Below are 22,932 nucleotides of genomic sequence, written 5' to 3'. Positions count from 1 at the left end.
CTCAGTCGCGAAAGACGCGCACACCGAGCGCCTTGAGGTAGGCGGTTTCGGGGATCGCCGGGTGCACCGGGTGATCCGGTCCCTGGTGGCCCTGGAACAGGATCTGTCCCTGACGATCCTGGTGACGTACCGCACCGCGCACCACGTCGACCAGGCGATCCTGTGCCAGGTGCATGGAGCAGGAGGCGGACAGCAGCAGGCCATCGCGACCCAGCAGGCGCATGGCGTCGCGATTGAGTCGGGCGTAGGCACGCTCGCCGTTGGCGATATCCTTGCGCCTCTTGATGAAGGCCGGCGGATCGAGCACGATCACGTCGAACTTCTCGCCGTCGGCCTTGAGCGCCGCCAGCGCCTCGAAGGCGTCGCCGTGACCCACAGCGACCCGCTCGTGCTGGCCGTTGAGCGCGGCGTTCTCGGCGACGCGATCCAGCGCTGACTCGCTGGCATCCACGCACAGCACTTCGCTGGCGCCATGGGCCGCCGCCTGCACGCCCCAGCCACCGACGTAGCTGAACAGGTCCAGCACCCGCTTGCCAGCCACCCGCTGATTGAGCCAGGCGCGATTGATGCGGTGGTCGTAAAACCAGCCGGTCTTCTGGCCGTCGAGCACGGGGGCGGCGAACTGCACGCCGTTCTCTTCCAGCAGCACCTGCTCCGGCAGCTCGCCCTTGACCACCTCTACCACCTCGCTGAGGCCTTCCTGACGACGACCACTGGTGTCGTTGCGCAGCACCACACAGGCAGGGGACAGCACCTTGTCGAGTGCGTCGAGCAGCTCGTCCTTCACCGCTTCCATGCCGGCGGTGTTGAGCTGGACCACCAGCACCTCGGCGTAGCGGTCGATGACCAGCCCCGGCAGCAGATCGGCCTCACCATGGACCAGGCGATAGAACGGCTTGTCGAACAGGCTCTGGCGCAGCGCCAGGGCCTGATTCAGGCGATGCACCAGCAGCGAGCGATCCAGCCGCATGCTCGGGTCACGCGAGACGATGCGGGCGCAGATCAGCGAGTTGGGATTGACGTAGGCCAGACCCATGGGCTTGCCATTGGCGGCCTCGACGATGACCTGCTCACCGACTTCGAGCCCCTTGAGCGGCGTCTCGGCGATGTCGATCTCGTTGGAATACAGCCACAGGTGGCCGGACTTGAGGCGACGATCGGCGTTCTTTTTCAGGCGCAGCGGACGAGTCACGGTGATCACTCTCTCTACGGAAACTACATGAATAATTGGGCGAGCCCTTCAAGCATCGACAGGACTAACGTTGGCAACGAGGGCAAAACACACTGGCGCGCTGCCCCAGAGTCACGTGCTTCAGCTCACCGCCACAACGGCGGCAGGGTGCGCCGGCACGCCCATAGACGTTGAGGCGCTGGGCGAAGTAGCCGGGTTCGCCGGTGCCGCTGACGAAGTCGCGCAGGGTGGTGCCGCCCTGGGTGATGGCCGCGGCCAGCACCTCCTTGGCGGCGGCGGCCAGGCGATCGTAGCGCTCGCGTCCGATGCGACCGGCAGCGCGGCGCGGATCGATACCGGCCAGAAACAGCGCTTCGCTGGCGTAGATGTTACCCACCCCGACGACCACGGCGTTGTCCATCAAGAACGGCTTCACCGCCGCCTGGCGCCCCCGCGACAGGGCGTACAGCCGGGCGCCGTCGAAGGCCTGCGACAACGGCTCGGGGCCTAGCCGCGACAAGCGGGTATCGTGGGCCTCGTCGTCCCGGAGCCAATCGACGAAGCCGAAACGACGCGGGTCGTGATAGCGCAGGATGACGCCGTCCTCGAGCACCAGGTCCACATGGTCGTGTTTCCTGGGCAGCTCACCGAGGCGGGCAATACGCAGGCTACCGGACATGCCCAGGTGCCAAAGCAGGGTGCCCTTTTCGCGCACTCCGCCGCCGTCGTCCGACCGGGACGCGGCCGTACAGGTACCCTCGGTGCTGGCGACCGTCTCGCCGTTCTCGACGTTTTCACCGCCCTCGCCCGACAGCACCGGCAGCAGCAGGTACTTGGCGCGACGGCGAATCTCGCCGAAGCGGGCGCCGATCAGACGATCGGCGAGATCCTCAGGCACCGGCACCCGCAGGCGCGACTGGCGCACCAGCACCTCACGGATCTCGCGCCCTTGTACGTGGGGGGCGATGCCGCGCCGGGTGGTCTCGACTTCGGGAAGCTCGGGCATGGCGCACCTGAGGCCTGGGGTTAGAGCGGCGAGCAGCGAGCGACATCATGCCATCGCCCAGGGCCGCTGATAGGGACATACGCAAGAACCCGACCTCGGGGCCGGGTTCTCGGTAACAGGCGACAACTCGCCTGCGGTGGAAGCGAGATCAAGCCTTACTTGATCTTGGCTTCCTTGTACATCACGTGCTTGCGAACCACCGGATCGAACTTCTTCATTTCCATCTTGTCCGGAGTGTTACGCTTGTTCTTGTCGGTGGTGTAGAAGTGGCCGGTACCGGCGCTGGACACCAGACGAATCTTGTCACGCATGAGACTTCTCCCAGTTTGCCGCCTGGTACGCGTCGTGCACACCAGGCCAGTCATTCAAGTCGGCGGAGGCCGTTCGCTCAGGCGAACCAGTTGGCTCCCGAGGACGTCACCCTTAGATGGCGTCGCCGCGCTTACGGATATCGCTGAGCACCTCTTCGATGCCCTTCTTGTCGATGATGCGCATGCCCTTGGAGGAAACACGCAGGGTCACGAAACGCTTTTCGGACTCGACCCAGAAGCGATGGCTGTGAAGGTTCGGCAAGAAACGACGACGGGTCTTGCGCTGGGAGTGTGAAACGTTGTTACCAGTCACCGGGCGCTTGCCGGTAACCTGACATACTTTGGACATGAGAGCCTCCAACCGCGTGGCGAGTTGTTCAAAACCTGTCGGGCAAACCGGGAAGGGCGAGAACCGAAGGGATGTGTCGCAGACTGGCCGCGCGGTGCCGGCGAAAGTCCGCATTCATCATGCCCTCAGCAACCTCGAGCCCTGTCATGAGCCCCGTGCTTTTGACCCAAGGGAATTCAAAGGGTGCACTTTATACCAGACCCTGCCTCCATGGGCAAGGGATACACCAACGTTCGCCAGGTCGCTCGCTCACGGCCCGTGTCGAGGTGCTCGAAACGGCTCCGCTGCGTCGACGGCGATGACGTGACGTGTTCGGGTAGAGAGTCGCCCGGCCAGGACGCGATAGGATCGAGACGATCCTCGCCCCGCCTGGGCCAGCTCTCTTTGCGCGCGGCGCATTATACCCAACCTCGCTCGGCAAATGACACCACTTCTGCGTCTCCCACCACAAAATGATCCAGTACACGGATATCGAACAGGCCCAGTGCCTCTTTCAGGCGATCGGTGATACGCCGGTCGGCATCACTGGGCTCGGCCACCCCGGAGGGATGGTTGTGGCACAGGATCAAGGCGCCCGCCCCCAGCGCCAGGGCACGTTTGGCCACCTCACGTGGGTACACCGAGGCGCTGTCCAGGGTGCCGCGAAACAGCACCTCGAAGCGGATCACCCGATGCTGGGCGTCGAGAAACAGTGCGGCGAAGGCCTCGTGGTCCAGATGACGAAGCTGAGCGGAAAGAAAGGTCCTGACCCGCGCGGGAGAATTCAGCGCCTGACCCCGCTCCAGATAGCTCGCCAGATGACGGCGCGACATCTCCTGGGCGGCCTGCAGCTGAACGAAGGTGGCAAGCCCCAGGCCACGCTGGGCACAGACCTCCTGCTGATGCGCCTCGAGCAGGGCACGCAGTCCGCCGAAGGCACCCAGTACGTCCCGTGCCAGGTCCACCGCGGAGCGTCCTGCCACCCCGACCCGCAGCACAATTGCCAGCAGCTCGGCGTCGGATAGCGCGGTGGGCCCCAGCGTCAGCAGCTTCTCGCGAGGGCGCTCGCCCTCTGGCCAGTCTCGTATCGACATCCCTGTCTCCTGCTCCGTTGCTCTCGTCACACCCTGTCGTCACATCCTCTCGACACGCTCTGTCATCACACCCTCTTCTCACACGCAGCCGCCACATCCTGTCGTCACACCCTCTTCTCACACACTCTTGTCACATCCTCCCCTCACGCCCTGTCGGCGAGCGCCGACATACCCGTTGAGTCTAGTGCGGTCTGCCTGATCTGGAGCCAGGGTGCGCGGCTACGCATGATCCGGTACCGGTGGTAAGGTAGAGGGCTGACTCTGGCTGCGGACTTTTTTCATGTTGCACGCTCCCTCCTCTTCCGGTTGCGGCCTGACCGGCTCAGGCCCCGGCGGCCTGCGCCCCGGGCAGCGGGTTGTGCTGGGCATCAGCGCCGGTATTGCCGCCTACAAGAGCGCCTCTCTGGCCCGACTGCTGGTGCAGGCGGGCTGCGAGGTGCAGGTAGTGATGACAGAGGGAGCCCAGGCCTTCATCACGCCACTGACGCTGCAGGCGCTGACCGGACGCGCGGCGCGCACCTCGCTGCTGGACCCCGACGCCGAGCTCGGCATGGGGCATATCGAACTCGCCCGCTGGGCCGACCTTATTCTGATCGCCCCCGCCACCGCCGACCTGATGGCGCGCCTGGCCCAGGGCATGGCCGACGATCTGTTGACCACCGCTTGCCTGGCCAGCGACGCCCGACGGATGCTGGCCCCGGCGATGAACCAGGCCATGTGGCGCCATCCGGCGACCCAGCGCAACGCCGCCCGGCTGGTCGAGGATGGCTGGGCCCTGCTGGGGCCCGACCAGGGCGACCAGGCCTGTGGCGACGTCGGCCCGGGACGCATGATGGAACCGGAGGCCATTCTCGGCGCCCTGCTGGATGCCGGCTCTCCCTCCACGCCCCGGACAGCGACAGGCGTCGTGGGAGAGAAAGGCAAAGCAGTGCCCCCGGACGCAGACCTTCATGTGGTGATCACCGCCGGCCCCACCCGGGAGCCGCTGGATCCGGTGCGCTACCTGTCCAATCACAGCTCCGGCAAGATGGGTTTCGCCCTGGCCGAAGCGGCCCGGGACAGTGGCGCCCGTGTCACCCTGATCGCCGGCCCCGTCAGTCTGCCGACGCCCTCGGGCGTTGCCCGCCACGACATAGAAACCGCGGAAGAACTGCTCGCCGCAGCCGAAGGGCTGATGGATGGCTGCGACATCTTCATCGGCTGCGCGGCGGTGGCGGACTATCGCGCCGAGGCTCCGGCCGAACACAAGATAAAGAAGCGCGATGACGACGACGGTCTTACCCTGAAGCTGGTCAAGAACCCCGACATCATCGCCACCCTGGCTGCCCGCGATCCGCGTCCGCTGATGGTCGGCTTCGCCGCCGAGACCCGCGACGTGGTGCGCTACGCCGAGGGCAAGCTCGCGCGCAAGGGGCTCGACATGATCGTCGCCAACGACGTCTCCCGGGAGGGACTCGGCTTCGGCTCGGACCGCAATGCCGCAACCCTGGTGTGGCGCGACGGCGAGTCTCTCGCCCGCCGCGAAGAGACCGACCAGGACAAGGCCAGCCTGGCCCAAGCCATCATCGCCCAGGCCCGAGCCTGCCTCGAGGCGCGACGTCAGACGGTGCGGCCGAACCCGCGCTGAGCCACGACACCACTTATTTATCAGGAAGCCTGTCTGGCTGCCCAAGACCAAGGACCTTTCATGCACGACACTGCCTCGCGCCCTCGCCTCGCCGTCAAGATTCTCGATGAACGGATCAAGGAGCGCATGCCCCGCTACGCCACCGACGGCTCGGCCGGGATGGACCTTCACGCCCTGCTCGACGCGCCGCTGACGCTGGCCCCCGGGGATTGCGATCTGGTCCGCACCGGGCTCTCGATCCATATCGCCGATCCGGGCCTGGCCGGCATGATCCTGCCCCGCTCGGGGCTTGGCCACAAACACGGCATCGTGCTCGGCAACCTGGTCGGCCTGATCGACTCCGACTACCAGGGCGAACTGATGGTGTCGGTGTGGAACCGATCGACCACCGCCTTCACCCTCGAGCCCTTCGAACGTCTGGCCCAGTACGTGCTGGTGCCGGTGGTCCAGGCCGAGCTGGAAGTGGTCGAGGACTTTTCCGAGAGCCTTCGCGGCGGCGGCGGTTTCGGCAGCTCCGGCCGCCACTGACGCCCCAGGTTCGACTACCCGTTCATTCAAGCGCCACGTCAAAAGGACAGGACCCTCATATGACTCAAGTCCCCTCCACGATCTTTCGTGCCTACGATATTCGAGGCGTCGTCGACGAGACCCTGACCGAAGCCGGGGTCGAGGCGATCGGCCAGGCCATCGGCAGCGAAGCCCAGGCCCGCGGCGAATCCCGTGTAGTGGTGGCCCGCGACGGGCGACTCTCCGGCCCGCGACTGATCAAGGCCCTGACCCGCGGCCTCACCGCCAGCGGCTGTGACGTGGTCGACATCGGCATGGTGCCGACGCCGGTGCTGTACTTTGCCACCCACACCCTGGAAGGCACCCGCTCCGGGGTCATGCTGACCGGCAGCCACAACCCGCCGGACTACAACGGCCTGAAGATGGTGCTGGGGGGCGAGACGCTCTCTGGCGAGGCGATCACCGCGCTCTACACTCGCCTTCAGAACGGCGATCTGCGCGAAGGCCAGGGCCAGGTGTCCGAGCACGATGTGCGTGACGCCTACCTGAAGCACATCCTCGACGACGTCTCGCTGTCGGGCTCGATCAAGGCGGTGGTGGACTGCGGCAACGGTGTGGCCGGTGAACTGGGCCCGCGCCTGGTCGAACAGCTCGGTGCCGACACCGTGCCGCTGTTCGAGGACATCGACGGCAACTTCCCCAACCACCACCCGGACCCCGGCAAGCCGGAGAACCTCAAGGACCTGATCCACGCGGTGGCCGAGCACGGCGCCGACATCGGTCTGGCCTTCGACGGTGACGGCGACCGCCTCGGCGTGATCACCCCCAAGGGGCGCCTGATCTACCCCGACCACCTGCTGATGGCGTTCGCCGAGGACATGCTCAGTCGCAATCCGGACGCCCGGGTGATCTTCGACGTCAAGTGCACCGGCAAGCTGATCGAGGTGATCGAGAAGGCCGGCGGCACGCCGGAGATGTGGCGCACCGGCCACTCCCTGATCAAGGCACGGATGAAGGAAACCGGCGCCCTGCTGGCCGGCGAGATGAGCGGCCACATCTTCTTCAAGGAACGCTGGTATGGCTTCGACGACGGACTCTATGGGGCCGCCCGCCTGCTCGAGATCCTGTCGCGCTTCGACGGCGACGCCGACACCTTCTTCGATCGCTATCCGCAGAACCTGAGCACCCCGGAGATCAACATCGAGGTCACCGACGAGACCAAGTTCGACCTGGTCGCGCGCCTGGCCCGGGAAGGTGACTTCGGTGACGAGGGTGTCAAGACCACCCTGGACGGCATCCGCGTGGACTACCCGGATGGCTGGGGTCTGTGCCGCGCGTCCAATACCACGCCGATGCTGGTGCTGCGCTTCGAGGGTAACGACGCCGCCGCGCTGGAGCGCATTCGCACGCGCTTTGCCAGTGCGCTGGCCGACGTGGACGCTTCGCTCACCCTACCCAACTGACGTGCAGGAGACATGACGCCCATGAGCGAACAGGCACGCGATCCGCGCCTGGTGGTGGAGGTCCTCTCCGAGGCCCTCCCCTATATCCAGAAATTTTCCGGCAAGACCGTGGTGGTCAAGTATGGCGGCAACGCCATGACCGAGGACGCCCTGATCGACTCCTTCGCCCGGGACATGGTGCTGATGAAGGAAGTCGGCATCAATCCGGTGGTGGTCCACGGCGGCGGCCCCCAGATCGGTGATCTGCTGGCCAAGCTCAACATCGAGTCGCGCTTTGTCGGTGGCATGCGTGTCACCGACGCCGAGACCATGGACGTGGTCGAGATGGTGCTCGGCGGACTGGTCAACAAGGATATCGTCAACCAGATCAATCAGTGCGGCGGCAAGGCCATCGGCCTGACCGGCAAGGATGGCGCCCAGATCCGCGCGCGCCAGCTCAAGGTCGAGCATCAGAGCCCGGAAATGACGGCGCCCGAGATCATCGACATCGGCCATGTGGGCGAAGTGGAACACGTCTCCACCGACCTGATCGAGATGCTCGCCGCCCGGGATTTCATTCCCGTGATCGCCCCCATCGGGGTCGACGGCGAGGGTCGCAGCTACAATATCAATGCGGATCTGGTGGCCGGCAAGGTGGCCGAGGCGCTCGGCGCCGAGAAGCTGATGCTGCTGACCAACGTGGCCGGGTTGATGAACCGCGACGGAGAGGTGATGACGGGACTTTCCACCGCTCAGGTCGACGAATTGATCGCCGACGGCACCATCCACGGTGGTATGCTGCCGAAGATCCGCTGCGCCCTCGACGCGGTCAAGGACGGGGTCGTCAGCGCCCATATCGTCGATGGCCGGGTGCCCCACGCCACCCTGCTGGAGATCTTTACCAACGCGGGTGTCGGCACCCTGATCACCAACGAATCGCCCAACTGAAGTACCCGTACCAGGGCGATACGAAAGCGACACGATAACGACGCAAGGAAGTGCGAACCGGGCACAAGCTCCGGACGCAAGGGAACTCGCCCGCCGGCGCCCCGGCGGGCCATCAACGACAAAAGAATTCGATATCATGACGCAGGAAAAGACCCCAAGTCGGCGGGACCAGATACTGCAGGCGCTGGCCCTGATGCTGGAAGAAGACAGCGGCAAGCGCATCACCATCGCCGCCCTGGCGCGCCAGGTCGGCGTCTCGGAGGCAGCGCTCTACCGCCACTTCCCGAGCAAGGCCAGGATGTACGAGGGCCTGATCAGCTTTATCGAGGAGACCCTGTTCGAGCGCATTACGCGCATCCTCGACGAGCAGCAGGAGGCGCTGCCGCGCTGCCATCAGATCATGACCCTGGTGCTGGCCTTCACCGAAAAGAACCCGGGCCTGTCGCGGCTGTTGGGCGGCGACGTGCTGACCGGCGAGACGGCGCGACTGAGGCAGCGTATCCACCAGTTGTTCGAGCGGCTGGATACCCAGTTCAAGCAGGTACTACGCGAGGCGGAGCTGCGCGAGGGTCGCCGGCTGGCGATGCCGGCCAGCGCCGGCGCCAACCTGCTGACCGCCCAGATCGAGGGACGCATCGCCCAGTACGTGCGCAGCGACTACCGCCACCGCCCCACCGAGCACTGGGAAGACCAGTGGCCGGCACTGTCGTCACACCTGCTGAGAGACAGCGCCATCCCCGCCTGAGCAAACGACGCCCGCGCGGCGGGTCACGTGGCAAGCTGCAAGACAAGGCGTCGATGGGGGAGTCAGCTCCCCCATCCCTTCGCGCCCCTTCGGCGCCGCTCGCTGGCACGATCGACAGCGGCCCTTCGCTCGCTACCAGCTGCCGGTGTTCTCCATCGAGGCCCAGGGCTCGGCGGGTTCCAGGGCGTCGCCCTTCTGCAGCAGTTCCACCGAAATGCCGTCCGGACTCCTGACGAAGGCCATATGGCCGTCGCGGGGGGGCCGGTTGATGGTCACACCGTTGTCCATGAGCTTCTGACACAGGGCGTAGATGTCATCGACGCGATAGGCCAGGTGGCCAAAGTTGCGTCCGCCCTGGTACTCCTCCGGGTCCCAGTTCCAGGTCAGCTCGAGCTCCGGCGCGTTGAGCTGGCTTGAGCGCTCCTCGTCCTCTGGCGCCACCAGGAACACCAGGGTAAAGCGTCCCTTGTCGTTGTCCTTGCGACGCACCTCCTTGAGGCCCAGCAGGTCGCAATAGAAGTGCAGAGAGGCGTCAAGGTCGCTGACACGCACCATGGTGTGTAGAAATTGCATTCGGGTCTCCTCGGGGTTCAGGGGGCCGCGTCTGCTGCGCGGGCTCAGGGGTAACGGGCCACTACCATGGCGCGCGCATCATCGGCTGTAAAGCCGAGCACCGCGTAGTCATCGAGGCGGCCGGTCTCCATCCCGGGCGAGCCATGGGGCATGCCCGGCACCGCCAGACCATCGATATCCGGCGACGCCTCCAGCAGCCAGGCCACCTGCTCGGCGGGGACATGGCCCTCGATCAGGTAGCGCCTGCCGTCTTCATTGGTCAGGGTAGCGGTATGACAGGACGCCAACGCCTGGGGAACCCCCAGGCGCTGCTTGACCGACGCCATGTCGGGGCTATCGTGAAGACGCACCTCGAAGCCGGCCTCACGCATATGCTCGGCCCAGGCGCTGCAGCAGCCGCAGTGGGGATCCTTGTGCATGTCCAGGCCGGCGGCCAGTGCAAGCGGGCTGAAGACACCCATGAGAACGGCGCCCAGGGCGCGAGAAAGACGTGTCATCGCGTATGATCTCCTGACGGAAAAAGAGAAGGACAGGCCTCAGGATCGCAGAATCGCGCCATCAAGGGTATGCCGAGTCGGTACCCTTTTGTCGTAGCGCAGGTCGGTCCCAGGGGAATCGAGACACCTTACCAACAAGAGCAAGCCGCATGAGCGAGTACTGCGACCTGGCCCCGGGGCATCCGCTGCACGGGCCCTACCATGACAGCGAATACGGGTTCCCGATCCGAGGCGAGTCCGACCTGTTCGAGCGCCTGGCACTCGAGATCAATCAGGCCGGTCTGTCGTGGCTTACGGTGCTGAAGAAGCGCGAGGGCTTCAAGCGCGCCTTCGACGGCTTCGACGTCGATCGGGTCGCCGCCTACGACGACGACGATCGGGCACGTCTGCTGGCCGACGCCGACATCATTCGTCACCGCCTGAAGATCGAGGCGGTGATCCACAACGCCCGGGTGATCCAGGCCATGCGGGAGTCCCACGGCGGCTTCCAGGCCTGGCTCGATGCCCACCACCCACGTGAGCACGCGGACTGGGTGAAGCTGTTCAAGCGTCACTTTCGCTTTACCGGCCCGGAGATCGTCAAGGAGTTCCTGATGAGCGCGGGCTACCTGGCCGGCGCCCACCGCGACGACTGCCCGGTGCAGGCCCGAATACTGGCGGCGGCGCCACCATGGACTCGCTGACCCAGGCCGCCCTCGGCGCGGCCCTGGGAGGCGCGGTTCTGGGCCGTCACCTGGGCCGCAAGTCATTGCTCGCCGGCGCGGTGGTCGGCAGCCTGCCGGACCTGGACGTGCTGATCGACTACGGCGACGCCGTGGCCAACGTCACCTACCACCGTGGCTTCAGTCATTCGCTCTTCGTATTGACGGGGCTCTCGCTGGTGCTGGCCGGGCTAGCTCAGCGACTGGCCGAGCGTCGGGCCAGACGCCCTGCACAGGGACTGGGCTTGAGCTTAAGCCCGGCACAGGGCCTGGGCTTGCAGCACCTTGGCTTGTTGCGCTGGTGGCTGTTCTTCTGGCTGTGCCTGGTGACCCATCCGCTGCTGGACTCGCTGACCACCTACGGCACCCAGCTGTGGTGGCCACTCGAGGTCACCGCGCCCAGCGCTACCCCGCTGGTGTTCATCATCGACCCGGCCTACACCCTGGCCTTGCTGGTCGCTCTGGTGATCGCACTGTGGCGTGGCCATCGGCCAGCGACCTTGCAACGCGCCGCCAGCTGGGGCCTGGTGATCTCGACGCTGTACCTGCTGCTGGCGCTGGGCGCGCGCGGCTGGGTCGATGCCAGGGCCGACGAGGCGCTCGACCGAGTGGACATGGCCGAGGCACCGCGCCTGATCCAGCCGGCGCCCTTCTCGATCCTGCTGTGGCGGGTCACCGCCGTGGACGGCGATCGCCACGCCGAGACGCTGATCGGCCTGCTCGACGGAGATACCCGCCCGGTCGTCGAACTGTTTCGACGCGGTACCGAACTCGAGGCTGCCGCCCTGGAGCTCGACAGCGGTCGCCGCCTGGCCTGGTTCGCTGGCCCCTTTGTGCGCTACGAGGTGGAGCGCAAGGGAGACGCCGAACGTCTGCTGGCCACCGACCTGCGCCTGGGCTTTCCCGGCTTCCATCCGTTTCGCTTCGCCCTGGCACAGCGCCAGGATGGCAACTGGCGCGCCCTGGAACCGACCCTGCAACTACCGATGAGCGCAAGCCAGCGCCCCATGGGGCAATTGTTCGAGCGCATGCTGTCACCACAGCCCGCGCTGTGTGTCGCTGACTTCGTCGATTCCCGCTGGCAGCTGGGCGCAGGCGACGACTGCGACGCTCGCTGACACCCGGCCGGGTGTCGGCCTCTTCCCTGAGCAACGATCACCATACGCAAGCCGCCGTGGCCAGGGCCACGGCGGCTTGCGAATCAGTGTCTTCAGACGTCGGGCGCGGCTTACAGCCTGGCGATCAGCGCCTCGATCTCGGCGTGGGCAGTGGTGAGGGCCGCTTCCTTGTGTTCGTCACCCATGCTGAGCCCTTCGGCAAACACCGTCTCGACCTCATTGATGCCGATCAGGCCCAGCATATGGCGCAGGTGCGGTGTCTGGGTATCCAGAGCACTACCGGCGTACTGACCGCCGCGAGCGCCCAGCACGATGGCACGCTTGCCCTCGAGCAGCCCCACCGGGCCATTCTCGGTATAGCGGAAGCTCTTGCCCGCGCGCAGGATACGGTCGAACCAGGCCTTGAGCTGGGAGGGAATGCCCAGGTTGTACAGCGGCACGGCGAGCACCAGCACGTCGTGGGCCTCGAGCTCGGCGAGACGCTCATCGGAGCGCGTCGCCAGCTCGCGCTGTGCCTCGCTGCGCTCTGCGTCCGCCACCTGCCAGCTGGACAGCTCCTCGAGGCCCAGGTGTGGCAGGTCGTCGGCGACCACGTCGCGATGGGTGATCTCGATATCGTCACGCTGGCGCGCCAGGCGCTCGAAGTGGCGTGCCAGCTGGGTGGACTGGCCCTGGTCGGCGAGGATGGATGAGGTGACAAGCAGTACGCGGGTCATGGCGAGCTCCTGTGGAAGATGATGTCTGCGCACAGTTTACCGCCAATAAAATTGTCGAAAAGCGAATAAATCTCGGAATATCTTTCGATAAAAACGAATAAAGCGCCGCTCGGCGCTTTATTCGCGTGTGCTGGCTACACAAGCCAAGGACGCTTTCGTCGGCTTGCCAAGCGCGTCCACGTCGCCCCCCGTCAGGGCGCGATGCCCTGCCCACACCCCTGCAGCTGACGTCCGTTGACGTTCAAGGTGACCTGGGCCGGCCAGGGCGTGCCCGCCATATCATCGAAGCAGGCACCGGCCTCGATGCGCAGCTCGAAGGGCGCATCGGCGCGGCCGCTTTCCAGGATCACTCGACCGGCACCGTTGTCCAGGGTGGTGACGCGATAGGGCAGGCTCACTTCACGCTCGCCGTAGTCCAGACTCATGTCAATGCGCGGCACGTCATTGGCCAGTTCGAGGTGCCAGCCTGGCTCGTTGCCCCGGGCCAGGAACATCACCCCGGGCTTGTCGCTGCGCCGCAGGGAGTCGCGGCGGGTACGGGCCTCGCACTCGAGCCGACCGCGGGAGCTCTTGATCACCGCCCGCTCACCAATGATATGGGCGCTGAGTTCCCCTCGCTGGTAACGCTCGCCCTGGTCCACCACCGCCTGGGGCAACTGCTCGGCACCGTGGGTGGTCCACAACCTGAGCGAATCCTCCTGGGTCGCCGAGACCATGTCCTGACTCGGCGAACAGCGCCAGCCAACGAAGGTAGCGCCATCACCGACAAAGTAGGCAGAGGGCAGCAGCGGCGCCTTCTGCTCCACCGGCGCATCGGTAAAGGAACCGCGCCGCTCCGCGCGATCGGTCTGCTCGCTGGCAGGACCGGGAGCGCTGGTAGTGGCGCACCCCACCAGTCCACTCAGCATCACGACAAGGAGGGGTGAGACGACAGCGGGACGACACATGACAGGCTCCTTCGATCACGACATCAGTACGATTCCGTGGCCCCGCCAGGTGCCGTCTGGCGTGTCCCTGTCGGGGCCTACTGGCGAAGCTTACCAGCCACATCGTCAAAAGGCGCGGCTCTGCCACCATGGGATCGCCCCCTCGCACAATCGACGAACTTTCAACCGCGCTTCCCGGCGTCATGGGCCCTCTAGTGCTGCGCGGTCGTCAGGCGTGGCGTCGACGCAGCTCCTTGGCGGCCTGGACCATATTGGCCAGCGCCGGCGTCACCTCATCCCACTGACGGGTCTTGAGGCCGCAGTCCGGGTTGACCCACAGCCGCTCCAGCGAGATGCGCTCGGCGGCCTTTTCCATCAGCGCCACCATCCAGTCCACCTCGGGCAGGTTCGGTGAATGGATGTCGTAGACCCCCGGTCCGATCTCGTTGGGATAGTCAAAGTCACGGAAGGCGTCGAGCAACTCCATGTCGGAGCGCGAGGTCTCGATGGTGATGACGTCGGCGTCCAGCTCGGCGATGGAGGCGATGATGTCGTTGAACTCGGAGTAGCACATGTGGGTGTGGATCTGGGTCGCGTCCGCTACACCGCTGGCCGACAGGCGGAACGCCTCCACCGCCCAGTCCAGATACTCCTGCCACTCGGCCTTGCGCAGCGGCAGCCCTTCCCGCAGCGCCGGCTCGTCGATCTGGATGGCGCGAATGCCTGCCGCCTCCAGGTCACACACCTCGTCACGCAGTGCCAGGGCGATCTGGCGGCAGGTGGTCGCGCGAGGCTGGTCATCGCGCACGAAGGCCCACTGCAGCATGGTCACCGGGCCGGTCAGCATGCCCTTCATCGGCGCCCCGGTCAGCGACTGGGCGTAGCGGCTCCACTCCACCGTCATCGGTGCTGGACGGCTCACGTCGCCGAACAGGATCGGTGGCTTGACGCAGCGTGACCCATAGCTCTGGACCCAGCCGAAGCGGGTGAAGGCGTAACCGTCGAGCTGCTCGCCGAAGTACTCGACCATGTCGTTACGCTCGGCCTCGCCGTGGACCAGCATGTCCAGGCCCAGCTCTTCCTGCAGCCGCACCGCCTGGGCGATCTCCTCGCGCATCCTGGTGTGGTAGTCGTCAGCGGACAGGCGTCCCGCCTTGTGGTCACGACGGGCAGCGCGAATCTCGGCGGTCTGGGGGAAGGAGCCGATGGTGGTGGTCGGAAACAGCGGCAGTCCGAGGGCGCGACGCTGCTGCTCGGCACGCTGCAGATAGGGGCTCGGGCGCTGGCTGTCGGCCTCGCCAAGCGCCGCCAGGCGTGCACCGACCTCGGGACGATGAATCCGTGGCGACTCACGCCGCGAGGCAATCGCCTGCACGCAAGCCGCCAGCAGCGCCTCATCTTCGGGTCGCACCCGGCCAGCGAGCAGTCTTGCCAGGGTCACGGTCTCGTCGAGCTTCTGGCGAGCGAAGGCCAGCCAGCTTCTGAACTCGGCGTCGAGCTCGGTCTCGCGCTCCAGGTCCACCGGCACATGCAGCAGCGAGCAGCTGGGGGCGATCCACAGACGCTCGCCCAGACGGCTGGCGGCGTTGGTCCACTGATCGCGCAGGGCAGCCAGATCGGCGCGCCAGATGTTGCGTCCGTCGATGACGCCCAGCGACAGCACCTTGTGAGGCAGCAGACGGTCGACCACCGTCTCGACCTCCTGTGGGGCACGCACGGCGTCCAGGTGCAGCCCCGCCACCGGCAGATTGACCGCCAGGGTCAGGTTGTCGCCGAGGCCGCCGAAGTAGTTGGCCACCAGCAGCTTGACCCCCGACCCCTGCAGATGATGGTAGGCACGTTCGAAGGCTACCTTCCAGTCGCCGGGCAGGTCCTGGGCCAGGGCCGGCTCGTCGAGCTGCACCCACTCCACACCCAGCTTGGCGAGTCTGGCGAACACCTCGGCGTAGACCGCCAGCACACCATCGAGCAGCGCCAGACGATCGAAGGACGACTCGCCCCGCTCCTTGCCGAGCCACAGCCAGGTCAGCGGCCCGACCAGTGCCACCTTGACCGCGTGCCCCTGCTGCTGCGCCTCGACGACCTCGTCGAACAGCCGCGTGCTGGCCAGGCGGAAGTCCTGCCCCTGGTGCAGTTCCGGTACCAGATAGTGATAGTTGGTATCGAAGTACTTGGTCATCTCGCAGGCGGCGGCGGGTTCTCCGCTGGGCGCGCGGCCCCGGGCCATGCGAAAGGCGGTGTCCAGATCGACTTCACCACGCTCGAGCTCGGCCTTGGCAGCAAAACGCGCCGGCACGGCACCCAGCAGCAGCGACACGTTGAGCACCTGGTCATAGAAGGCGAAGTCGCCCACCGTCACCAGGTCCAGTCCCGCCTCGCGCTGGTCCTGCCAGTGACGCTTGCGCAACTCGTGACCGGTGGCCTCCAGGCTGGCTCGATCGGCATCGCCCTTCCAGTAAGCTTCGGTGGCGCGCTTGAGCTCGCGGTCGGCACCGATGCGGGGATACCCCAGAATATGAGAAAAAGTCATGGTGATTCACCTTGATCATGAATGATACGACGAAGTGTCGCTGGCATCCGAAGGGTGAATCAAACTAAACTTCTTAATCTTTACTATGAAAGAAGCTCACGATAATGCTCGAACTCCGTCATCTGCGCACTCTGATAGCGCTGCGCGACGCCGGCTCCCTGGTGGAGGCCGCCGAACGGGTCCACCTGACCCAGTCGGCGCTGTCCCACCAGCTCAAGGATCTGGAGGAGCGTCTGGGCGGGCCACTGTTCCTGCGCAAGACCCGGCCGGTGGAGTTCACCCGGGCCGGGCTGCGCCTCTTGAACCTGGCCGAACAGATCCTGCCCCAGGTGCGCATGGCCGAGCGTGACCTGGCGCGCCTGGCCGGCAACGAGCAGGGCCGCCTGCACATGGCGATCGAGTGTCATAGCTGCTTTCAGTGGCTGATGCCCACCGTGGATCACTTCCGCGACCATTGGCCGGAGGTCGAGATCGACATCCCCGGCGGCCACCACTTCGATCCGCTGCCGGCGCTGGCCCGCGAGCAGCTCGATCTGGTGATCACCGCCGACCCCCAACCCCTGCCCGGCGTTCACTACGAGCCGCTGTTTCGCTACGAAGGCCTGCTCGCCGTGGCGCGTCAGCATGCCCTGGCCGGGCGCTCCCACGTCTCGCCCCAGGATCTGGCCGACCTGACCCTGATCACCTACCCGGTGGAACGTTCGCGTCTGGATGTGTTCACCCAGTTCCTCGACCCGGCCGGCGTCACCCCCAGGGAGGTGCGCACCGCCGAACTGACGATCATGATGATGCAACTGGTGGCCAGCGGTCGCGGAGTCTGTGCGCTGCCCAACTGGGCACTGACCGAGTACCTGGAGCGGGACTACGTCAAGGCCGTCGCGCTGGGCGAGGATGGTGTCTGGAGCACGCTCTTCGCCGCGATCCGCGAGGACACCCGGGAAGCCCCCTGGATGGTCGACTTTCTGCGCACCGCGCGGGAGACGTCCTTTGCGGTGCTGGAAGGGATCAAGCCGGCCTGAGGCGAGATCAGCGGGGGCGTGACGCAGTGAGTTCGTATGGTGGTCTCAGACCCGGCGGGGGATGATCAGCGAGAAGCGCGCGCCCTTCAGGCCGGGGCTCTCGTCCACGCTGACGGTGCCGCCGTGCCAGGCCATCACCTTCTGCACGATGGACAGCCCCAGCCCGTAGCCGCCGGAGCGGCGGGTTCGGCTGTCGTCCAGGCGGGCGAAGGGCTTGAAGATATCCTGGCGCGCCTCCGGCGGCACCCCTTCCCCATCGTCCTCCACGTCGACCCGCACCTGGTTGGGTTCGTCGAGCAGGCTGACCTTGACCCGGGTGCGGGCGTGGCGGCAGGCGTTGGCCACCAGGTTCTGGGTGGCCCGCTGCAGATAGCGGGAATCGGCGTGGACCTCGATCTCCGGCCCCGCAGACAGACGCACGTCAAGATTGCCGTGCAACGGCATCAGGGAGTCGATCACCCGCTCGCAGATGTCACGCAGCTCCACCGGTTCGGGCGAAGCTTCGACACCGTGGATGGTCTCGCTGTCGAGGCGCGCATAGGTGAGGATTTCGTCGATCAGATCGTCGAGTTCGTCGATGTCGCTGTCGACCCCCTGCAACTGGCGCCTGACCAGGGCGTCCTCGGACATGTCCTCGACCATCTGCACCGCAAAGCGAATCCTCGCCACCGGCGTCCTGAGTTCGTGGGACACTGCCCGGATCATGTCCTGCTGGGCCCGCAACAGCGACTGCACCTGGGAGGCCATGCCGTTGAAGGCCATGCCGACACGCCCGAGAAAGTCGCCGCTCTCGACCTTGACCCGGGTATCGAGGCGACCGCTGGCAAGCCGGGTGGCAGCCATCTCGAGTCGCGCCATGCGCGCCTCGATACCCCGCACGATCAGGTAGATGACGATCGCCAGTGCGCCCATCAGCAGCACCAGCATCGACGCCAACAGCGCCGGCGGAAGCGCCTCGTAGCTGGCCATCGGCCCTACCGTCAGCCAGAAGGGGGCTTCGCCGGGCGGCGTCACCTGCATGAACAGCACCACCGACCAGTGCTCGGGCAGTAGCTGCATCATCACCTCGCCACCGGCCAGGCGGTTGCGCTGACGTGGCTCGAGGATATCCGGAGGGGACTGGCTGATCGATACCGGCAGATCGCCACGGGTCATGCTGTCGATGCTCGCCTGGCGCGCCCCCGCCGGCAGGCTGGCGAGCCATTCCCCGCTGAGCTGGGTCAGGCCCCGCAACTGGCGCTCCGACATGCCGGACAGCGACACCTGCAGGACCGCGCCACCGGCGGGCATCAGCCGCCAGAAGCGCCACTCATGGGGACTGTCACGCCCGACCAGCACGCCGCCGCGCTGCAGTCGAAGACGGGTGAAGTAGCTCGGCGACAGCGACGACAGGGGCACGATCGACATCGACATGTCCAGCGCCTCGGACTTCTCGGCCATCCACTCACGCCGCTCGCCCCGCGGCATGCTGTCGATCATCGTCGCCAACAGGTGCATGGGCGCCTCGGCCAGCTGTTCGCGATAGTGCTCGATGCGCACCTTGTCGATCAGCGTCATGCCCACCATCGCCACGCCGAGCGCCAGCACCAGGGTCGCCGCCAGCATGACGTAGACCCGCAGGAAGGTACTGTCGGCCAGGGCGCGACGCATGGGTTCAGCTGTCCTTCACGAACAGATAGCCCTTGCTCCTGACCGTCTTGATGCGGTGCGGATGATGGGGGTCATCGCCTATCTTGGGCCGAATCCGCGACACCCGCACGTCGATGGAGCGGTCCTGGCCGTCGTAGCGGATGCCACGCAACTGGGAAAAGATTTCTTCGCGGGTCAGCACCCTACCGGCGTGGCTGGCCAGCAGCCACAAGAGGTCGAACTCGGCGCTGGTCAGATCGATACGCTCGCCCTTGAGCCAGGCCTCGCGGGTGGCGTTGTCGATTTCCAGGTCCTGGAACGTCAAGCGGCTTTCGCCACTGACCTCGGCTCCGTCAAGACGACGCAGCAGGGCACGCATGCGTGCCAGCAGTACCCGCGGCTGCACCGGCTTCGGCACATAATCGTCGGCGCCCATCTCGAGCCCCAGGACCTGATCCATGTCGTCGGTCCGGGCGGTCAGCATCAGGATCGGACCACCGTAGTCGCTGCGAACTCGACGACAGATCGACAGACCATCCTCGCCCGGCAGCATCAGATCCAGAATCACCAGATCCGGCTGCAGCGACAGAATACGATCGACGCCGCGACCGCCGTCATCCTCCAGGCTCACTCGGAAGCCGTTGGCTTCGAGGTAGTCCCGCGTCAGACCAGCGAGACGCTCATCATCTTCGATGATAAGTACGTGATCCTGTTCTCGTTGCTCTGAACGTTCTTCCATAGGGGGTCTCATTCCTTTTGGCGAATGCCGGGCATTATCCAACCTGGCCGAATGACTGGTGCTGAGCAATGTCACACGCGATAACACAAGGATACCCGAATTTTGCGCTGTCGCCTGCCCTCGCCCTGATGCGCATCAAGGCCGCCACCACGGCGTCCACGCCGGTTGTGCCCAGTTGCCCCCTTGATGACCACACCTCATCCACAGACTTATCCACTTGATGACGGGCAAGAAGCACACTATCTTGTGTCCGAATATCCAGAGAGACACCACATCATGTGTCTCTAGCAATATCACAGAAGCCTGTCAACTGCCTCTTTCTCGCAGTTGGTCACGCCTGTTTTCACGACTTTTTTTACCTCATAGGGAGCCTCGGCGCCATGGATACCCTCGCTAGCCCGGACCGACCGTCCGTCTCCGTCACCGCCCCCGACACGCTGCGCGTGATCAAGCGCACCGGGGACGTGGTGCCCTTCGACGCCGGCAAGATCGCCGTGGCCATCAGCAAGGCATTCATCGCCGTCGAGGGGGACAATGCCGCCACCTCCAGCCGGGTCCGTGACTTCGTCAAGGAATCCGCCGAGGCCATCGAGCAGACCTTTGCCCGTCGCCTGGCCGACGGTGGCACCGTGCACATCGAGGATATTCAGGACCAGGTCGAGCTGGCGCTGATGCGCAGCGGCGAGCAGAAGGTCGCCCGCGCCTACGTGCTGTACCGCGAGGAACACGCCCGCGCCCGCGAGGAAAGCGGCATCGAGAAGCCGCACCCGACCCTCAACGTCACCGCCGCCGACGGCAGCCGTCGTCCGCTGGACCTGGGGCGTATCGAGACCCTGGTGTTCGACGCCTGCGAAGGCCTCGAGAACGTCGACCCCAACAAGATCGTCCAGGACTCGCTGAAGAACCTGTACGACGGCGTGACCATCGATGGCGTGTCCCAGGCGCTGATGATGACCGCCCGCACCCTGGTCGAGAAGGACCCGAACTACACCTACGTCACCGCTCGTCTGCTGCAGGACAACCTGCGCCGCGAGGCGCTGTCGTTCCTCGACGTGGCCGAGGACGCCACCTACGGCGACATGGCCGAGCTCTACAAGCCGGCCTTCGTGCGCTACGTCGAGCGCGGCATCGAGTTCGAACAGCTCGACCCCGAGCTTGCCAACTTCGACCTGGAACGTCTGGGCGAGGCGCTCGACCACAGCCGCGACAACCAGTTCACCTACCTGGGCCTGCAGACCCTGTACGACCGCTACTTCATCCACCGCGATGACGTGCGCTACGAGCTGCCCCAGGTGATGTTCATGCGCGTGGCCATGGGCCTTGCGCTGAACGAGGACGACCGCGAGACGCGGGCCATCGAGTTCTACGAGCTGCTCTCCAGCTTCGACTACATGGCCTCCACCCCGACCCTGTTCAACGCGGGCACCGTGCGCAGCCAGCTCTCCAGCTGCTACCTGACCACCGTGCCGGATGACCTCGAGAGCATCTACGGCGCGATCCGCGACAACGCCATGCTGTCCAAGTGGGCCGGCGGCCTCGGCAACGACTGGACCCCGGTGCGTGCGCTGGGCTCCTACATCAAGGGCACCAACGGCAAGTCCCAGGGTGTGGTCCCCTTCCTCAAGGTGGTCAACGACACCGCCGTCGCGGTCAACCAGGGCGGCAAGCGCAAGGGTGCCGTCTGCGCCTACCTCGAGACCTGGCACCTGGATGTCGAGGAATTCCTCGAGCTGCGCAAGAACACCGGCGATGACCGTCGTCGTACCCATGACATGAACACCGCCAACTGGGTGCCGGACCTGTTCATGAAGCGGGTGTTCAATGACGAGGAGTGGACCCTGTTCTCGCCGTCCACCTGCCCGGACCTGCATGACCTGTACGGCGTGGCCTTCGAGAAGCGCTATGCCGAGTACGAGGAGATGACCCGCAACGGTCAGCTCAAGCTGTTCAAGCGGGTCAAGGCCAAGGACCTGTGGCGCAAGATGCTGTCGATGCTGTTCGAGACCGGCCATCCCTGGATCACCTTCAAGGATGCCTGCAACATTCGCAGCCCCCAGAGCCATGCCGGCGTGGTCCACAGCTCCAACCTGTGCACCGAGATCACCCTCAACACCTCGCCCGACGAGATCGCGGTGTGCAACCTGGGCTCGATCAACCTGGCGCAGCACGTGGTCGACGGCGAGCTCGACAACGACAAGCTCAAGAAGACCGTGCGCACCGCGGTGCGGATGCTCGACAACGTCATCGACATCAACTATTACGCGGTGCCCCAGGCGCGCAACTCCAACTTCAAGCACCGCCCGGTGGGCCTTGGCCTGATGGGCTTCCAGGACGCGCTGTACGCCCAGGGCATCGCCTACGCCAGCGGCGAGGCGGTGGCCTTTGCCGACCGCTCCATGGAGCTGATCAGCTACCACGCCATCGAGGCCTCCAGCGACCTGGCCGCCGAGCGCGGACGCTACGAGAGCTTCGAGGGCTCGCTGTGGAGCCAGGGCGTGCTGCCGATCGACTCCGTCGACAAGCTCAAGGCCGAGCGTGGCGAGCAGTACATCGAGGTCGACACCAGCCAGACCCAGGACTGGGATCGCATCCGTGACAAGGTGCGCAGCCAGGGCATGCGCAACTCCAACGTGATGGCCATCGCCCCCACCGCGACCATCTCGAACATCTGCGGCGTGACCCAGTCGATCGAGCCGACCTATCAGAACCTGTTCGTGAAATCGAACCTGTCCGGCGAGTTCACCGTGGTCAACTCCTGGATGGTCAACGACCTCAAGGAACGCGGCCTGTGGGACGAGGTCATGATCAACGACCTCAAGTACTACGACGGCAGCGTCCAGCCCATCGACCGCATCCCGGACGACCTCAAGGCCAAGTACGCCACCGCCTTCGAGGTCGAGCCCAAGTGGCTGGTCGAAGCCGCCGCACGGCGCCAGAAGTGGATCGACCAGGCCCAGTCGCTGAATCTCTACATCCAGGGCGTGTCCGGCAAGAAGCTCGACGTGACCTACCGCATGGCGTGGTTCCGTGGCCTCAAGACCACCTACTACCTGCGCGCCCTCGGCGCCACTTCGGTGGAGAAGTCCACGGTGGACCGCGGCAAGCTCAACGCCGTCTCCAACGGCACCGCACCCCAGGCGGCCGCACCGGCGCCGGCACCCGCAGCCGAAGAGCCCCGCGGCATCGACGACTTCCTCAAGGGCAAGGGTGGCCAGCGTCCGCCGTCCGCCGGGGAAATCGACGAGCTGGGCTGCGAGGCCTGCCAGTAACACCGGCGACAACGCCATGACGGACGTGCGGGCCAG

General features: G+C 65.7%; 21 protein-coding genes. 9 read left to right on the top strand and 12 right to left on the bottom strand.

Translation table 11 applies throughout. The features are described 5' to 3' along the window. Position 1: 1 nt before the first annotated feature. The 5 genes from RBB39_RS13235 to radC form a co-directional block, all read right to left on the bottom strand. Positions 2-1,192 carry a class I SAM-dependent rRNA methyltransferase gene (locus RBB39_RS13235; protein WP_045991285.1) on the bottom strand — a complete coding sequence of 397 codons (1,191 nt, stop codon included), beginning with the start codon at positions 1,190-1,192 and terminating at the stop codon, positions 2-4. Between the two features lie 64 nt (positions 1,193-1,256). Beyond that, positions 1,257-2,177 (bottom strand): bifunctional DNA-formamidopyrimidine glycosylase/DNA-(apurinic or apyrimidinic site) lyase, encoded by a 921-nt coding sequence (gene mutM, locus RBB39_RS13230; protein ID WP_306169137.1) that lies wholly within the window; start codon positions 2,175-2,177, stop codon positions 1,257-1,259. Positions 2,178-2,332: 155 nt separating this feature from the next. Beyond that, a complete protein-coding gene (gene rpmG, locus RBB39_RS13225) occupies positions 2,333-2,488 on the bottom strand; it encodes a 50S ribosomal protein L33 (protein ID WP_016856547.1) in 156 nt (51 codons plus the stop codon). A gap of 112 nt (positions 2,489-2,600) precedes the next feature. Further along, on the bottom strand, positions 2,601-2,837 hold the full coding sequence (gene rpmB / locus RBB39_RS13220) for a 50S ribosomal protein L28 (RefSeq protein WP_045991211.1): 237 nt from the start codon (positions 2,835-2,837) through the stop codon (positions 2,601-2,603). 398 nt (positions 2,838-3,235) lie between these two features. Next, a complete protein-coding gene (gene radC, locus RBB39_RS13215) occupies positions 3,236-3,910 on the bottom strand; it encodes a DNA repair protein RadC (protein WP_124803508.1) in 675 nt (224 codons plus the stop codon). A 280-nt stretch (positions 3,911-4,190) separates the two neighbouring features. On the opposite strand from radC, the gene coaBC reads away from it, so the two are divergent. The 5 genes from coaBC (at position 4,191) to slmA (ending at position 9,179) form a co-directional block, all read left to right on the top strand. Beyond that, the gene (coaBC, locus tag RBB39_RS13210) at positions 4,191-5,537 is read left to right on the top strand and encodes a bifunctional phosphopantothenoylcysteine decarboxylase/phosphopantothenate--cysteine ligase CoaBC (RefSeq protein ID WP_253028489.1); all 1,347 of its coding nucleotides are present in this window, start codon (positions 4,191-4,193) and stop codon (positions 5,535-5,537) included. A 60-nt stretch (positions 5,538-5,597) separates the two neighbouring features. Next, entirely contained in the window at positions 5,598-6,065 is a 468-nt protein-coding gene (dut, locus tag RBB39_RS13205; protein WP_124803512.1) for a dUTP diphosphatase, read from the top strand. A 59-nt stretch (positions 6,066-6,124) separates the two neighbouring features. After that, positions 6,125-7,507: a phosphomannomutase/phosphoglucomutase gene (locus tag RBB39_RS13200; protein WP_253028490.1), complete on the top strand. Its 1,383-nt coding sequence runs from the start codon at positions 6,125-6,127 to the stop codon at positions 7,505-7,507. A 21-nt stretch (positions 7,508-7,528) separates the two neighbouring features. Beyond that, positions 7,529-8,434, top strand: a complete 906-nt coding sequence (gene argB / locus RBB39_RS13195) for an acetylglutamate kinase (protein ID WP_045991215.1) — start codon at positions 7,529-7,531, stop codon at positions 8,432-8,434. A 136-nt stretch (positions 8,435-8,570) separates the two neighbouring features. Continuing rightward, positions 8,571-9,179 carry a nucleoid occlusion factor SlmA gene (slmA, locus tag RBB39_RS13190; RefSeq protein WP_045991216.1) on the top strand — a complete coding sequence of 203 codons (609 nt, stop codon included), beginning with the start codon at positions 8,571-8,573 and terminating at the stop codon, positions 9,177-9,179. A gap of 132 nt (positions 9,180-9,311) precedes the next feature. Here slmA and RBB39_RS13185 read toward each other — a convergent pair whose 3' ends face one another. Both RBB39_RS13185 and RBB39_RS13180 read right to left on the bottom strand, forming a co-directional pair. Continuing rightward, positions 9,312-9,752, bottom strand: a complete 441-nt coding sequence (locus RBB39_RS13185; RefSeq protein WP_124803516.1) for a VOC family protein — start codon at positions 9,750-9,752, stop codon at positions 9,312-9,314. A gap of 44 nt (positions 9,753-9,796) precedes the next feature. Further along, entirely contained in the window at positions 9,797-10,249 is a 453-nt protein-coding gene (locus tag RBB39_RS13180; protein ID WP_124803518.1) for a DUF411 domain-containing protein, read from the bottom strand. Between the two features lie 149 nt (positions 10,250-10,398). Here RBB39_RS13180 and RBB39_RS13175 point away from each other — a divergent pair, with 149 nt between their 5' ends. Beyond that, a complete protein-coding gene (locus tag RBB39_RS13175) occupies positions 10,399-10,932 on the top strand; it encodes a DNA-3-methyladenine glycosylase I (protein ID WP_124803520.1) in 534 nt (177 codons plus the stop codon). Continuing rightward, positions 10,920-12,068 carry a metal-dependent hydrolase gene (locus tag RBB39_RS13170; protein ID WP_306169136.1) on the top strand — a complete coding sequence of 383 codons (1,149 nt, stop codon included), beginning with the start codon at positions 10,920-10,922 and terminating at the stop codon, positions 12,066-12,068. Before RBB39_RS13175 ends, RBB39_RS13170 begins: the two co-directional genes overlap by 13 nt. A gap of 110 nt (positions 12,069-12,178) precedes the next feature. On the opposite strand, the gene RBB39_RS13165 is transcribed toward RBB39_RS13170, so the two are convergent. The 3 genes from RBB39_RS13165 to metE all read right to left on the bottom strand — a co-directional run bounded on the left by RBB39_RS13165 (position 12,179) and on the right by metE (position 16,240). After that, complete coding sequence (locus RBB39_RS13165) at positions 12,179-12,784, bottom strand: FMN-dependent NADH-azoreductase (RefSeq protein WP_124803524.1); 606 nt, start codon at positions 12,782-12,784, stop codon at positions 12,179-12,181. A 191-nt stretch (positions 12,785-12,975) separates the two neighbouring features. Continuing rightward, on the bottom strand, positions 12,976-13,731 hold the full coding sequence (locus RBB39_RS13160; protein ID WP_124803526.1) for a COG3650 family protein: 756 nt from the start codon (positions 13,729-13,731) through the stop codon (positions 12,976-12,978). A gap of 208 nt (positions 13,732-13,939) precedes the next feature. Continuing rightward, the gene (gene metE, locus RBB39_RS13155) at positions 13,940-16,240 is read right to left on the bottom strand and encodes a 5-methyltetrahydropteroyltriglutamate--homocysteine S-methyltransferase (RefSeq protein ID WP_253029476.1); all 2,301 of its coding nucleotides are present in this window, start codon (positions 16,238-16,240) and stop codon (positions 13,940-13,942) included. Between the two features lie 104 nt (positions 16,241-16,344). Between metE and RBB39_RS13150 the strand changes: the two genes are divergently transcribed. Further along, on the top strand, positions 16,345-17,259 hold the full coding sequence (locus tag RBB39_RS13150; RefSeq protein WP_045991224.1) for a LysR family transcriptional regulator: 915 nt from the start codon (positions 16,345-16,347) through the stop codon (positions 17,257-17,259). A 45-nt stretch (positions 17,260-17,304) separates the two neighbouring features. On the opposite strand, the gene RBB39_RS13145 is transcribed toward RBB39_RS13150, so the two are convergent. Beyond that, entirely contained in the window at positions 17,305-18,909 is a 1,605-nt protein-coding gene (locus RBB39_RS13145; RefSeq protein ID WP_222516089.1) for an ATP-binding protein, read from the bottom strand. A gap of 4 nt (positions 18,910-18,913) precedes the next feature. Next, positions 18,914-19,627 carry a winged helix-turn-helix domain-containing protein gene (locus tag RBB39_RS13140; RefSeq protein ID WP_083970186.1) on the bottom strand — a complete coding sequence of 238 codons (714 nt, stop codon included), beginning with the start codon at positions 19,625-19,627 and terminating at the stop codon, positions 18,914-18,916. A 380-nt stretch (positions 19,628-20,007) separates the two neighbouring features. Here RBB39_RS13140 and RBB39_RS13135 point away from each other — a divergent pair, with 380 nt between their 5' ends. Beyond that, a complete protein-coding gene (locus RBB39_RS13135) occupies positions 20,008-22,896 on the top strand; it encodes a ribonucleoside-diphosphate reductase subunit alpha (protein ID WP_253029475.1) in 2,889 nt (962 codons plus the stop codon). Positions 22,897-22,932 lie beyond the last annotated feature (36 nt).

The sequence above is a fragment of the Halomonas sp. MMSF_3323 genome, assembly GCF_030733595.1.
In the GTDB taxonomy this organism is placed as follows: Bacteria; Pseudomonadota; Gammaproteobacteria; order Pseudomonadales; family Halomonadaceae; genus Halomonas; species Halomonas litopenaei.
The sequence above is the reverse complement of the archived record's forward strand: the minus strand, read 5'-3'. Positions and strand labels throughout refer to the sequence as shown.

What these genes read in the sequence shown, in the direction of transcription:
- mutM (WP_306169137.1), bottom strand. Translation starts at nt 2,177, where the DNA reads ATGCCCGAGCTTCCCGAAGTCGAGACCACCCGGCGCGGCATCGCCCCC.
- rpmG (WP_016856547.1), bottom strand. Translation starts at nt 2,488, where the DNA reads ATGCGTGACAAGATTCGTCTGGTGTCCAGCGCCGGTACCGGCCACTTC.
- rpmB (WP_045991211.1), bottom strand. Translation starts at nt 2,837, where the DNA reads ATGTCCAAAGTATGTCAGGTTACCGGCAAGCGCCCGGTGACTGGTAAC.
- radC (WP_124803508.1), bottom strand. Translation starts at nt 3,910, where the DNA reads ATGTCGATACGAGACTGGCCAGAGGGCGAGCGCCCTCGCGAGAAGCTG.
- coaBC (WP_253028489.1), top strand. Translation starts at nt 4,191, where the DNA reads ATGTTGCACGCTCCCTCCTCTTCCGGTTGCGGCCTGACCGGCTCAGGC.
- dut (WP_124803512.1), top strand. Translation starts at nt 5,598, where the DNA reads ATGCACGACACTGCCTCGCGCCCTCGCCTCGCCGTCAAGATTCTCGAT.
- RBB39_RS13200 (WP_253028490.1), top strand. Translation starts at nt 6,125, where the DNA reads ATGACTCAAGTCCCCTCCACGATCTTTCGTGCCTACGATATTCGAGGC.
- argB (WP_045991215.1), top strand. Translation starts at nt 7,529, where the DNA reads ATGAGCGAACAGGCACGCGATCCGCGCCTGGTGGTGGAGGTCCTCTCC.
- slmA (WP_045991216.1), top strand. Translation starts at nt 8,571, where the DNA reads ATGACGCAGGAAAAGACCCCAAGTCGGCGGGACCAGATACTGCAGGCG.
- RBB39_RS13185 (WP_124803516.1), bottom strand. Translation starts at nt 9,752, where the DNA reads ATGCAATTTCTACACACCATGGTGCGTGTCAGCGACCTTGACGCCTCT.
- RBB39_RS13180 (WP_124803518.1), bottom strand. Translation starts at nt 10,249, where the DNA reads ATGACACGTCTTTCTCGCGCCCTGGGCGCCGTTCTCATGGGTGTCTTC.
- RBB39_RS13175 (WP_124803520.1), top strand. Translation starts at nt 10,399, where the DNA reads ATGAGCGAGTACTGCGACCTGGCCCCGGGGCATCCGCTGCACGGGCCC.
- RBB39_RS13170 (WP_306169136.1), top strand. Translation starts at nt 10,920, where the DNA reads ATGGACTCGCTGACCCAGGCCGCCCTCGGCGCGGCCCTGGGAGGCGCG.
- RBB39_RS13165 (WP_124803524.1), bottom strand. Translation starts at nt 12,784, where the DNA reads ATGACCCGCGTACTGCTTGTCACCTCATCCATCCTCGCCGACCAGGGC.
- RBB39_RS13160 (WP_124803526.1), bottom strand. Translation starts at nt 13,731, where the DNA reads ATGTGTCGTCCCGCTGTCGTCTCACCCCTCCTTGTCGTGATGCTGAGT.
- metE (WP_253029476.1), bottom strand. Translation starts at nt 16,240, where the DNA reads ATGACTTTTTCTCATATTCTGGGGTATCCCCGCATCGGTGCCGACCGC.
- RBB39_RS13150 (WP_045991224.1), top strand. Translation starts at nt 16,345, where the DNA reads ATGCTCGAACTCCGTCATCTGCGCACTCTGATAGCGCTGCGCGACGCC.
- RBB39_RS13145 (WP_222516089.1), bottom strand. Translation starts at nt 18,909, where the DNA reads ATGCGTCGCGCCCTGGCCGACAGTACCTTCCTGCGGGTCTACGTCATG.
- RBB39_RS13140 (WP_083970186.1), bottom strand. Translation starts at nt 19,627, where the DNA reads ATGGAAGAACGTTCAGAGCAACGAGAACAGGATCACGTACTTATCATC.
- RBB39_RS13135 (WP_253029475.1), top strand. Translation starts at nt 20,008, where the DNA reads ATGGATACCCTCGCTAGCCCGGACCGACCGTCCGTCTCCGTCACCGCC.